The organism is Roseibium sp. Sym1 (assembly GCF_027359675.1).
Taxonomy (GTDB): Bacteria; Pseudomonadota; Alphaproteobacteria; order Rhizobiales; family Stappiaceae; genus Roseibium.
The window spans coordinates 3,388,320-3,400,803 of record NZ_CP114786.1 but is presented as its reverse complement, the minus strand read 5'-3'; the positions used below and the strand labels follow the sequence as shown (position 1 = coordinate 3,400,803).

At 61.0% G+C, this 12,484-nt stretch carries 10 protein-coding genes; 2 read left to right on the top strand and 8 right to left on the bottom strand.

The features are described from left to right. Positions 1–10: 10 nt before the first annotated feature. The 7 genes from petA to O6760_RS15320 form a co-directional block, all read right to left on the bottom strand. Positions 11–571, bottom strand: a complete 561-nt coding sequence (gene petA / locus O6760_RS15350) for a ubiquinol-cytochrome c reductase iron-sulfur subunit (RefSeq protein ID WP_269580589.1) — start codon at positions 569–571, stop codon at positions 11–13. Between the two features lie 306 nt (positions 572–877). Then, a complete protein-coding gene (locus tag O6760_RS15345; protein WP_269580588.1) occupies positions 878–2,716 on the bottom strand; it encodes an ABC transporter ATP-binding protein in 1,839 nt (612 codons plus the stop codon). Between the two features lie 2 nt (positions 2,717–2,718). Beyond that, on the bottom strand, positions 2,719–3,147 hold the full coding sequence (locus O6760_RS15340; RefSeq protein ID WP_269580587.1) for a hypothetical protein: 429 nt from the start codon (positions 3,145–3,147) through the stop codon (positions 2,719–2,721). Positions 3,148–3,544: 397 nt separating this feature from the next. Beyond that, positions 3,545–5,407, bottom strand: a complete 1,863-nt coding sequence (locus tag O6760_RS15335; RefSeq protein ID WP_269580586.1) for a putative bifunctional diguanylate cyclase/phosphodiesterase — start codon at positions 5,405–5,407, stop codon at positions 3,545–3,547. Positions 5,408–5,544: 137 nt separating this feature from the next. Further along, positions 5,545–6,864 carry a methyl-accepting chemotaxis protein gene (locus tag O6760_RS15330; RefSeq protein WP_269580585.1) on the bottom strand — a complete coding sequence of 440 codons (1,320 nt, stop codon included), beginning with the start codon at positions 6,862–6,864 and terminating at the stop codon, positions 5,545–5,547. A gap of 135 nt (positions 6,865–6,999) precedes the next feature. Continuing rightward, the gene (locus O6760_RS15325) at positions 7,000–7,401 is read right to left on the bottom strand and encodes a DUF2177 family protein (RefSeq protein WP_269580584.1); all 402 of its coding nucleotides are present in this window, start codon (positions 7,399–7,401) and stop codon (positions 7,000–7,002) included. Positions 7,402–7,526: 125 nt separating this feature from the next. After that, positions 7,527–9,392, bottom strand: a complete 1,866-nt coding sequence (locus O6760_RS15320) for an ABC transporter ATP-binding protein (protein ID WP_269580583.1) — start codon at positions 9,390–9,392, stop codon at positions 7,527–7,529. A gap of 178 nt (positions 9,393–9,570) precedes the next feature. Between O6760_RS15320 and O6760_RS15315 the strand changes: the two genes are divergently transcribed. Beyond that, complete coding sequence (locus O6760_RS15315; RefSeq protein ID WP_269580582.1) at positions 9,571–10,041, top strand: tRNA (cytidine(34)-2'-O)-methyltransferase; 471 nt, start codon at positions 9,571–9,573, stop codon at positions 10,039–10,041. A gap of 54 nt (positions 10,042–10,095) precedes the next feature. Beyond that, positions 10,096–11,022 (top strand): oxygen-dependent coproporphyrinogen oxidase, encoded by a 927-nt coding sequence (gene hemF, locus O6760_RS15310; protein ID WP_269580581.1) that lies wholly within the window; start codon positions 10,096–10,098, stop codon positions 11,020–11,022. 1 nt (position 11,023) lies between these two features. Here hemF and O6760_RS15305 read toward each other — a convergent pair whose 3' ends face one another. Further along, entirely contained in the window at positions 11,024–12,136 is a 1,113-nt protein-coding gene (locus O6760_RS15305; protein ID WP_269580580.1) for an HD-GYP domain-containing protein, read from the bottom strand. Positions 12,137–12,484: the final 348 nt, after the last annotated feature.

Here is a 12,484-nt window from a genome sequence, read left to right as displayed (position 1 = left end):
ATCTATGCCGTTAGCCGATCTTGATCGTCGAGTCGCTGACGAACTCGAGCGGCGGAATCAGCAAATTCTCGGGAGCCGGGCCCTTACGGATACGGCCGGCGGTATCATAGTGAGAGCCGTGACAGGGGCAGAACCAGCCGCCGAAGTCGCCGGCATCACCGAGCGGCACACAGCCCAGGTGGGTGCAGACACCGACCTGAACGAGCCATTTCTCGTTGCCTTCGACACCGCGGTTGGCGTCGGTTGCCTCGGCATCGGCCGGCAGATTGGCATTTCGCGCATTCTGGTCCGGCAGATCGGCGACCGGAACCGCCTTGGCTTCTTCCACTTCCGTTTCTGTACGGTTGCGGATGAAGACCGGCTTACCGCGCCATTTGACTGTAATTGACTGCCCCTCTTCCACGGCAGACACATCGACCTCGATGGAAGCCAGTGCCAGTGCGGAGGCATCCGGGTTCATCTGATCGATGAAGGGCCATGCCAGCGCGCCAGCGCCCACTGCGCCCATGGCGCCGGTCGCAATATAGAGGAAATCGCGGCGGGTCGGTTCCGCCTGATCCGTATGTGCCAAGGTCGCGTCCTCTCGAAACCTGTTCTACCTGTACCGATAGCCCGTATCAGGTCCGGGCCGTCCTTTGTGGCAAAGGATAGGCAGAACCATGTCGGGCTCAACGGTGACCGGGTGCGGCGAAACTCCGCACCGGCCAAGCGGCTTGTCTTTTTGCACCCTTCGAAACGCTTGTCCAGTTCAACAAAGGCACCAAAACGCATATGTCGCAGGCAAAACCACAGCCGCGCCGCTTTTCTGCCCTTTTTTGGGGAACAAGCGCAAGACCGGAATTCAACTGAATCCCGGTCTTGCGGTCTTTTTCATGCGTCAGGCGGCCTCAACAGAGGACAGGAAGCCTCCGGACTGGTGCTGCCAGAGCTGGGCATAAAGGCCGTTCAGGTCCAGAAGTTCCTGGTGCGAGCCCTGCTCGATGATTCGACCCTTGTCCATGACGATCAGCCGATCCATGGCCGCGATCGTCGACAGCCTGTGCGCGATCGCGATCACGGTCTTGCCCTGCATCAGGTCGAACAGACTTTCCTGGATGGCGAGCTCGACTTCTGAATCGAGCGCGGACGTCGCCTCGTCGAGAACCAGGATCGGCGCATCCTTCAACAGCACCCGGGCAATGGCGATTCTCTGGCGCTGGCCGCCGGAAAGCTTAACGCCCCGCTCGCCCACATGGGCATCCAGCCCGGCACGGCCGTTGAGATCGCTCAGCTCCCGGACGAAATCCAGGGCATGTGCCTTTGCTAGGGCCGCCTCAACTTCCTCGCGGCTGACGTCGGGCTTGCCATAGGCGACGTTCTCGAAGATCGAGCGATGCAGCAGGGACGTGTCCTGCGTCACCACGCCCACATTCGCGCGGATGTCGTCCTGGCGCACACCGGCGATGTCCTGGCCGTCGACCAGGATGCGGCCGCTTTCCAGGTCGTAGAACCGCAGCAGGAGGTTGACCAGCGTGGACTTGCCCGCCCCCGAGCGGCCGATCAGGCCGATCTTCTCGCCCGGCCGGATGGCAAGATCCAGTTCCTCGATCACACCCGACTGTTTGCCGTAATGGAAGCTGATGTTCTCGAACCGGATCTCCCCGCTCGGCACGGCGAGAGCGCGTGCACCCGGCACGTCGACAACATCCCGTTCCCGCGAGATGGTGTTGATGCCGTCCTGAACCGTGCCGATGTTTTCAAACAGGCCCGAGACCTCCCACAGGATCCATTGCGACATCCCCTGGAACCTGAGCACCAGCGCAACGGCCACCGCGATTTCCCCGGTAGACACCTGCCCGGCCTGCCAGAGACCGATCGACATGGATCCGACCGAGAACAGGAGCGCCATGTTGAGGGTCGTCAGGGTAATGTTCATTCCCGAAACCAGCCGCATCTGCAGGAAAACCGTTTTCAGGAAGGCCATCATCGACCCCTTGGCGTAATCCTCCTCGCGCTCCGCGTGAGAGAACAGCTTCACCGTCGAGATGTTGGTATAGGCATCGACCACGTGTCCGGTCATGAGCGAGCGGGCATCCGCCTGCTCCCTGGACACGTTCTTCAGGCGCGGAATGAAGATCCGCATGGTCACCAGGTAACAGGCAAACCAGGCCAGGAACGGAATGACGAAGTAGAGGCTCGCCTCCGCGACGACAAACAGGGCTGCAACGAAATAGACCGCCACATAGACAAGAATGTCCGCGATCCGGGTGATGACCTCCCGGACCGCCAGCGCGGTCTGCATGAGCTTGTTGGCGATCCGCCCCGCAAAGTCGTTCTGGTAGAACGAGATGCTCTGACGCAGCAGGTAGCGATGCACCCTCCAGCGTACCGACATGGGATAGGTGGCCATCAGGCCCTGATGGAACAGCATCTCCCAGAACGCGGCGAACAGCGGCAGGACCACCAGCACCACAAGCCCCATCCAGAGCAGCTGCTTCCAGTTGTCCTGGAAGAAGGTCTCCGCGTTTTCCGTGCCGAGCCAGGTGACCAGCTCCCCCAGGAACGTGAAAATCGTGACTTCCAGGACAGCGATGATCGCCCCCAGGACGGAAACCCCGGCCAGGATCGGCCATACGGGCTTGGTGTAGTACCAGCAGAAGGCCCAGAAGCCCTTCGGCGGCACGTCCAGCTCAGTATTCTCGAACGGATCTACGAGTTTTTCGAACCGGTCAAACATGATTACCTCTCAGGCCCGGCCAATCGTAACACGGCAAGATGGGCCGCGGCGTCTTTGCGCCGGTACGATCGGGACTTCGGGCGAACTATTCGGCCAGACGCGAACAGGAACAGACTGGCGACAAAACTTGTGACGGCCAGGGCCAGGACGAAGGTGCCCCAGAAAAGCGCGCTGAAATGTTCGGCGAACACAGCCGCGGGAACCAGTCTCCCCGCGATTTCCAGGGCCTCGATCCGGCTCAGGTTGTAGACAAACACCGGGATATAGAACGTCACGGCAAGCGCGAAGGTGACCGCCAGGAACACCAGGACAGCCAGGACGGCCTGCCGCACGCGGCGGAAGCCCCCTGGACTGGGTTCTTGCGGCAATGGCACCTCGAAATCCGGACGGTCTGCCAGCGCAGCCAGGTCCGGTGAATATTGGACTGACATCGGATCTTCTCCGAAAGGGGATCATAGTGATTTGGTGACGACAGACAGGCGCGGACACGCGTGCAGCCGGAACGGACGGCTTGAGCCGGTCACCGCAAAATCTGGAACAGGAATGAAGGCTGGCGGCCTCCTAGCGGAGGCGGACAGAGATCCTCGGGCAACCTGTGAGGGCGGCATATGGGTGGATCATGCAACGATCAATCATGTAGCCCTCCTGGTTGCGCGGCCGGGTGGCCGCCGGGGAAAAAAGGGCCGACCGGTATCAGTCGACTGCGCGTGTTGGTACCTGCTTTTTAGGAGCTTGAAAAGATCAATTGCGACACTTAGCGGCACGCAACCATGAACTGTTGCCCATCGGCCACAGATACCATGACGCGCCTTCCACACCCCACAGGCCCTAGTTGATCATTTCCTGCAATTCGAATTCCCGCATGTGCATCTCCGCCTTGCGCGGGGGGAGCGGTTCGGAAATCAGCTTGCCCTGGATCCGGGTGCAACCGAATTCCTTGAGCAGGGCCGCCTGGCCGGGGCCTTCAACACCGGAAGCAACGATTTCCAGCCCGAGATTGCCCGCAAGGCGGATCACCGACTTGACCAGCTGCCGCTTGTTGTCTTCGCTTTCGATCCCCGCCACCAGGGTCGGCGAGATCTTGAGCAGATCCGCTTCCATGTGAATCAGTTGCCCGGCGCCGCCATGCCCGCCACCGAACTGGTCGAGCGCGATCCGGCATCCGGCATTTGACAATTCGTTGACGGCAGCCATCAACCCGTCCGGTTCGTCGAACCTGACGATCTTCTCGTCCAGTTCGACGACAAGGTCGCCCGGTGAAAGCGCCGCCTCTTCACACATCTGCACGACGTGATCCGTAAATCCGGGCAATCGCAGGCTTGCACCGGTCAGGTTGACCGACATGAAGAACGGATTGTTGGCGCCGTCCCGCAGCCGCTTCACTTCCGCCAGCCCGCGGCGCAGCGCAAAACGCTCGACCCGGGCGATGCGCCGGGCGTCTTCCTGATGCAGCAACAGCTTCACCGGATCGACCAATCCCTCGCTCGGATGCAGCCAGCGTGCCGCCACCTCGTAGCCGACGATCCGCCGTTCCTTGAGGCAATATTGAGGTTCCATCAACAGGCTCAGGTCGCCTGTTTCGAGGTCCTGGTCCAGTCGCGCCAGGATCTGGCGTCTCTGGCGATGCGCGGCACCAAGCGCCTCGGTGTACCATGTCAGCTGGCTGCGTCCGGATTTCTTCGCCGCGTAAAGCGCGATGTCGGCCTGGTTGATCAGCTCGGAGGCGCTCGATTTCGATGGATCCGCCAGCACGAGCCCGACGCTGCCGCCCGCCCGAAGGTCCTGGTGGTCCACCTTGACCGGTCTTGCCAGGCCTTCCAGAATCTGGTTGCCGAGACATTCCATCTGCTCGGACCCGGCGGGATCCGCGACAACGGCGATGAATTCGTCACCGCCGACACGCGCCACCAGCCCCTTGTTGTCAAGCACCGACCGCATGACATTGGCGACGTGCCGAAGCACTGCGTCGCCGGCTCCATGGCCGTAGCTGTCGTTGATGTCCTTGAAGTGGTCCAGGTCGACGTGAAGAATGCCGATCTGACCGGAATTCTCCTGCGCCGAAGCGACCTTGTCCTGGAGATAGGCAGACAGGCGCGCACGATTGGCAACACCCGTCAGGTCGTCATGTTCAGCCTGGTATTTCAACCGGTTGCGGGCATCTTCCAGTTCCTTGACGTGTTCCACCTGTGTGGTCACGTCCCGGCAGATGAGGATGATCTTGGTCTCCTCTTCCGTTATCCCGTCAACCACCGCGAAGGTGAGCTGATTCCAGAAGTACTCGCCGTTCTTGCGCTTGTTGAGGATGAGTTCCTCGGTGCCGGACTGAAATTTGCTGAGGTCGTACCTGAAATTGGTGATTTCCTCCGGCGCGATCTGGTTTTCCGGGGTGAGGACAAATTCCTGCGGCCGCCGTCCCCGGATTTCCTCGGCACTGAAGCCCGTGATGCGGGAATAGGCCGGATTGCTCCATTCGATGTGGCCGTAGATATCCTGCATCACAAGCCCTTCGTGGGCGTGTTCCACGACCAGTTTCAAAATGGCGGTGTCGTTGCCGAATTCCGATTTCTGCGTGGAGCCGCTCCCGGAATACCGGGCACGCACGCCGCAATAGACAATGACCGGCACCGCCAATACGGCCGCAAGGCAGATCAGCACGTATTCAAAAGGCAAAGTCGCCAAGTAGTCTGCCATTCCCGGACATCAACTCAGGTTATGATCGGACGCAATCTTACCCAATCAATTCTGAAACAATCTCTAAACAGGAAAAACTAATTTATGAATATTGATATTTTTACCAATACTCAGAATAGGTCGGCAGAAAACCGAAATCAGGCTGCCCGAACACTTTGCAAGAACTGTCGCACCTGTTCCTGCAGGCTGTTCGAAAGCGCGCCGAGCTCGGTCGCGGCACCGTGCATTTCACCGGTCGCGGAACGGCTGGTCTCCATGACTTCGCTCAATGTCTCGACATTGTTCGCGGCAAGTTCCGAACTGGTCCGCGCGGTCTGTGCGCTGCTGCTGATCTCGTGCGTGGCCGCCGACTGCTCTTCGACGGCATCCCGGATTTTTCCGGAAATCTCGCTCACCCGGCCGATCGTTTCCGCGATCGAGCGGATGGCCGTTTCCGAAAGTTCGGCCACTTCCTGCACGGAGGCCACCTGGGCGGATATGTCGTCGGTGGCCCTGGTCGTTTGTTCCGCCAGGGCCTTGACCTCGTTTGCAACCACCGCAAAACCACGGCCGGCATCGCCGGCTCGCGCCGCCTCGATTGTGGCATTCAAGGCCAGGAGGTTGGTCTGGCTCGCGATCTGGCTGATCAGTTCAACGATCTCGCCGATCGCCCGGCCTGTGTCGGAAAGCCGACCGACAATCTCGTCGGTCTTGCGGGCTTCCTCCACCGCCACGCTGGCGATGTCGGTCGCCTGGTCGACATCTTCCCGGACGCGGTTCAGGGAGCCGGACAACCTGTCCGCGGACCCCGTGACGATCTCGACCGAACTGCTGGTGTCGGAGGTGGCCCTGTGGACTTCGGCAACAGCCTGGAGCGACGAATTCACCGCGCCGTTGAGATGAGAGGAATTGGTCTCCACGCTCTCGGCCGCCTTTGACAGGGCGGACACTACGCCGATAACGGATTTTTCAAAATCGTCGGCAACGTCCTGCATCAGCGCCTTGCGCTCCTCGCTGAGCGCTTCCTGGTGGGCGACGTCCTGACGGGCCTGTTCCCTGGCGCGCTCGGCCAGGTTGGTGCGGAAGGCAATCACGGAACGGGCAATGTTTCCGATTTCATCACGGCGCTGCGCGCCCTCGATCTCGATATCGAGATTGCCTTCGGACAGCTTGTCGAGGCCGCTTTGCAACCGTGTCAGCGGACGCGCGAGGCCCACGGCCAGGACCACGGCCAGACCGAGGAACGCGAGGCCGACCGGAGAGACCACAAGCCCGATGGTCACCATCTGGTCGAGGATCAACCCGTCAATCTGGTCTGCAACATTGCCCGACAGGAATTCCCCGGCCCCCTCCGGGGTTCCCAATTTCTGCATGAATGCCTGGCGGAAGGTGTAAAATGCGAATGCCGTTCCCGCCATCATGATGGCGGCCGCGCTCAGCACCATGGCAATAAATCGGCCTTTGATCGAAAGCGTCACGCTATTTCCCCGGTAATCCCTGAGTTCCGGGACAAACCACAGCCATCGGTTCGCTCTCCGGTGACCAACAGATAGCCATATGCTCGTAAAAATTCGGTAACGCCAACCCTCGGGAAAAATACTTAGCCTGCCTGTTCAGGCAACCAGCCGCGTCAGGCTGTATCCCAGCGTGGCGGACAAGGCCGACAGGAAGGTTCCCCAGGCCACATCCACCGCCACAACGAGGACCGGCCAGTCCTTCAAGGTGGCGTAATTGGTGACGTCATAGGTGGCATAGGTGAAGAAACCGAACAGGGCGCCATAGAGAACGGCGGTGGCGAAGCTCTCGCCGCGCAATGCCGGCGCAACCGCGAAAACCACGATCCCGACAACATACAAGACATAAAAGACGGCCGCCGCCGCCAGGTTCGGCTTGTCCATGAGCAGGTGGCCGATCTGGTCGCGGTAGAACCGCGTGGCCACATGCGAAAGCCAGACATAGTCGACCGCAAGAAACACGATGGCGGTGGAAAGATAGGCGGTAATGAGCTTGAGCATGATTTCCTCTTGGAGGGAATTCCACATGATCTACGCCCGGACGCCATTGACGGATCATGGGGCCGGAACATGGGGCCGGATCAGGACGGACGGGCGTCCGGCAGGCTCGGCCGGCCGGCACATTGTCATGCCGGTTCCGCATTCGCCTTCAGGAACCCGCCGGACTGGCGATGCCAAAGCTGCGCGTAAAGTCCGTTGGTATCGTCGAGCAGCTGCTCGTGTGTTCCTTCCTGGACGATGCGTCCCCCGTCCATGACGATCAGGCGGTCCATCGCCGCAATGGTCGACAGCCTGTGCGCTATCGCGATCACGGTCTTTCCGGACATCAGGCTCTGCAGGTTGTCCTGGATCGCGGCCTCGACTTCCGAATCGAGCGCCGATGTCGCCTCGTCCAGAACCAGGATCGGCGCATTTTTCAAAAGCACGCGCGCGATGGCGATGCGCTGGCGCTGGCCACCGGACAGTTTCACCCCCCGCTCGCCGACAAAGGCATCAAGGCCGGTTCGGCCACGCCTGTCCTCCAGTCGCTCGATGAACTCGAGCGCGTGGGCCTTGCGCACGGCTTCCAGCAGCTCTTCCTCGCTCGCGGCAGTCCGGCCATACAGGATATTCTCGCGGATCGAGCGGTGCAGCAGCGACGGGTCCTGGGTCACCATGCCGATGGACCGGCGCAGGCTCTCCTGGGTGACCGACCGGATATCCTGTCCATCGATGGCAACCCGGCCGCTCTCGACATCGAAAAACCGGAGAAGCAGGCTCGTAAGCGTGGTCTTGCCGGCTCCCGACGGCCCGACGATCCCGACCCGCTCTCCCGGGCTGATCGACAGGTTCAGGTGATCGATGACGCCACCCGCCTTGCCATAGTGGAAGCGGATGTTCTCGAAGGCGACCGCGCCCTGCGTCACGGCCAGCTCCGGCGCGTTCTCGGCGTCGGTCAGCGAGATCGGCTTGACCACGGTCTCCATGCTGTCCTGCATGGAACCGAAATGGCGGAACAGGCCGTTCAGCTGGTTGAACAACCGGTTGAGCAGGATATTCAGCCGCAGGATCAGGCTGAGCGCGAAGGCGACGTGACCGGTGCTGATGGCGCCATCCTGCCAGATACGCAGTGCCAGGGCCGTGATCGCGACTATGAGCAGCCCGTTGAGAAACGACATGACCATCCGGATGGTGGTCAGGAGACGGGTGAATTGCCTCAGCTTTCCGATGAAGCCCTCGACGGCGGCCCGGGCACCCTGGTTTTCTTCCCGGGCCGATCCGAACAGCTTGACCGACTGGATATTGGTATAGGTGTCGACCAGCCGTCCGGTCACGCCGGAGTAGGAATTGGCGACCTCCTTGGCGGCCTGCCTCACACGCGGCACGAAGACCCGGGCCGTCACTGCAAAACAGCACAACCAGAGACCGACCAGCAGACCAAGGCGCAGGTCGAGCTCGGCGATCAGCACAAGCGTGGTGACGGCGTAGACGACGATGAACCAGACGACCTGAAGTAGATTGGTCATGAAATCGCCGGTGGACATGCCCGACTGCATGACTTTTTGCGCCAGCCGCCCGGCCAGGTCGTCCTGGAAATAGCCGAGGCTCTGCTTCATGACCCGCTGGTGGCATTGCCAGCGAACGAGGTTGAAAAAGCCCGGCACCACCGTTTGCTCCTCCACCAGCGCCATCAGCGAGTTTGTGAGGGCCCGCACCACAAGCACGACAAAGGCCATGAAGAGCAGCGTTGCCGCATGATCGCTGAAGAAGGTCTCCCGATTGCCCTTTTCCAGGAGGTCGACCAGATCACCGAGAAAATTGAAGATGGCCACCTCGACGAAGGCAGCCGCGCCCCCCAGCAGCAGCATGGCGGCAAACGGCCAGCGCACCTGGGAAACGAAATAAAACAGAAACGCGCCCCCGCCGCGGGGCATGTCGGCAGTTGGCGGGGCCCGGAAGGGATCAATCCAGGTTTCGAAAAGGCGGAATAACGGGGACACGTGCGTCTCCATGGAGGCTGGAGCGAATCTTCTGCCTATCCTACGCACCTGTCCGCCGGTTGGCCCACCCCAAATGAAACGCGTTTTGCGGGTCGGGCCAATTGGGGACACCCCTGGGCGCGTGCGCTTCCGCTTTGCACTCCCCAGGGACTTCTGGTACGCCCTCACCGGCTCACGAATGCAGGACGACATGCCCGACATTGCACTGTACCAACCCGATATCCCGCAGAACACCGGAACAATCCTGCGCCTTGCGGCCTGCATGAGCGTCAGGGTGCACCTTGTTGAGCCGGCCGGTTTCCCGATCTCCGACAGCGCCCTGAAACGTGCGGGCATGGACTATCTTGAACGTGCCGCAATGACCCGTCACACGTCGTTTGACGCCTTCGAGGCCTGGCGGAAGCCGCTGGGCCGGCGGCTGGTTCTGCTGACCACCAGGGCCACGCAACCCTATGTCGATTTCAGCTTTTCCGAAGACGACATCCTGCTGATGGGCCGGGAAGGCGCCGGGGTGCCGGAGACCGTGCATGCGGGCGCCGATGCCCGCCTGACCATCCCGATGGCTGAGGACATGCGCTCCGTCAATGTGGCCGTTGCCGTCGGCATGGCGCTCGGCGAAGCCTTGCGGCAAACAGGCACATTCCCTAGAAGCACTGGTTAGTATTCTTGAAGGCACCGCATGTGCGGGTCCGCTTTTTCAGATTAGGACGATGTCATGAACCCACCTTCGCCGGAAAATCGCGGCGGTCCTGTCCCGGACGGCATTGAAGACAAGAAAACGGACGCCCCGGCCTGGTTCCGGGAGCTGCGCGACAGGATCTGCAAGTCCTTCGAGGACCTTGAAGACGAGATCGGCACCCTGTCGGGCCCGCTCGCCGACCAGCCGGCCGGGCGGTTCGAACGCACCCCCTGGGAGCGTACGGACAGCACCGGGGAGAAGGGCGGTGGTGGCGTCATGTCGATGATGCATGGCCGCGTGTTCGAGAAGGTCGGCGTGCATATCTCGACGGTCCATGGCGAATTCTCTCCCGAGTTTCGCGGCCAGATCCCCGGCGCCAACGAGGATCCGCGATTCTGGGCGTCCGGCATCAGCCTGATCGCGCACCCGCAAAATCCGCATGTGCCGGCGGTGCACATGAACACCCGGATGGTGGTCACCACCCGTCAATGGTTCGGCGGCGGCGCAGACCTGACGCCTGTCCTGGACGCCAGGCGCACGCAGGACGACCCGGACACGCGCACCTTTCACGGTGCCATGCGCAAGGCCTGCGACGCCCATGAGGTCGCGGATTACGATGCCTACAAGGCCTGGTGCGACGACTATTTCTTCCTGAAGCACCGCAACGAGCCACGCGGCATTGGCGGGATTTTCTACGACTATCTCAACAGCGGCGACTGGAACGCGGATTTTGCCTTTACCAGGGATGTCGGCCTGGCCTTTCTGGAGGTCTATCCGGAGCTGGTGCGCCGCAATTTCGAGAAACCCTGGACGAAAGCGGACCGTGAGGAGCAACTGGTCCGGCGGGGCCGGTATGTCGAATACAACCTGCTCTACGACCGGGGCACCATCTTCGGGCTGAAGACCGGAGGCAACGTCGCCTCGATCCTTTCATCCATGCCCCCCGTGGTGAAGTGGCCCTGACCTAGCCTGCGGCTCTGCCGCCAACCGGGCCGGTCGCCCGGCTGACCTCGCCGAAGCCGCGGTCGAGAACCATGCGCGCGAACTGGTCGACCATGTCCTGGTCCAGCTTCCTGCCCATTTGTTTCAGCGTATCGATGGCAACCCGGGCCGGCAGGCCTTCCTTGTAGGCACGCGTCTCCGTCAGCGCCGTGAAAATGTCGCAGATCGTCATCAGCCGGACCTTCGGCGAGATCCGTGAGGCCTTGAGGCCGTCGGGATAGCCCGACCCGTCGAGAAATTCGTGGTGCTGGATCGCCATCTTCTTGATATCGATCGCCACCTCGAGCCTCGGCTTGAGAATTTCCCGGCCGAATTGCGGATGCTTGTCGATGATGGCACGCTCTTCCGGCGTGAGCTTGTCGGCCTTGTCGAGAATGGTCAGCGGGATCCGCATCTTGCCGATATCATGCAACAGGCCGCCGGCGATGACCTCCACGCAATCGGCTTCTTTCCAACCCAGATGGCGCGCGAACAGACCCGCGATCCCGCATACCATAAGCGAATGGCAGTAGGTGCCGCTGTGATGCGACTGCACGGCCTCCATCCAGGGCCCAATTCCGTCGAGCGAAAGCGCCGCAAGGATTTCCTTGGCGCTCTCGTTCATGAGATTGATCTGGATATTCGAGCCGTCGGTGGCCGACAGAACCATGCTTTCCAGGAAGGCGTTGCCCTTTCGGTAGGCCTCAAGTGTCTTGGACGGAACCGACCTGGGCACAGTGGCCATCGGATCGAAACCGACCTTGGACTTGATGGTGCGCACGAGCAGCGACAGGGGCGTATCGCGCTCCAGCGGCTCGGTCTTGCCCAGCGCGGACGCCTGGATGACCTCACGGCGGTTTTTCCGGGAGACAAGACAGAAGACGGGTATTTCGGCGATGGTGTCCCAGGAGTTCTTCAGGGCGGTCAGTCCGGCATCCGTCGCGTCCAGCAATTCGACGACGGCAACCTGCGCTGCACCAACGGTTCTCTTGGAGACCTTGGCCATGTCGACCAGACGCGCAGGAAAAAAGAAAGGCAGTTTCCTGACCGGCGAGTCGAGTGGAAGCGGTCCGTCCGATATCAGAACAATTTCCATTCCTGTCCTCGCCAGTTGTCCCTCAAGGAGGACACAGGGGTCCGAAGGTTAGGTGACGGTCTCATAAATGAAGATGAAATGGTTTGAGGCGAATTGGTCTTCATCAAGGAGCGAAAGCGCAGGAAATGCGGTTCATTTTCAAGCCTTTCGCGACGCCGAGGAAGCCCAATTCGGTCAAATCCGAAGGACATGGAAATGGCTTCACTCCGCGTCGTCAGCGCGCTTGACCGGGCGAAAAGCCCGCTCCACGCACCCTTCCTGGCGGTGTTTCGCCATTTTCCATGCCATTTCATCTTCAATTATGAGTCCGCCACCTAGGCTACCGCACTCAAAATACACTTAAAGATG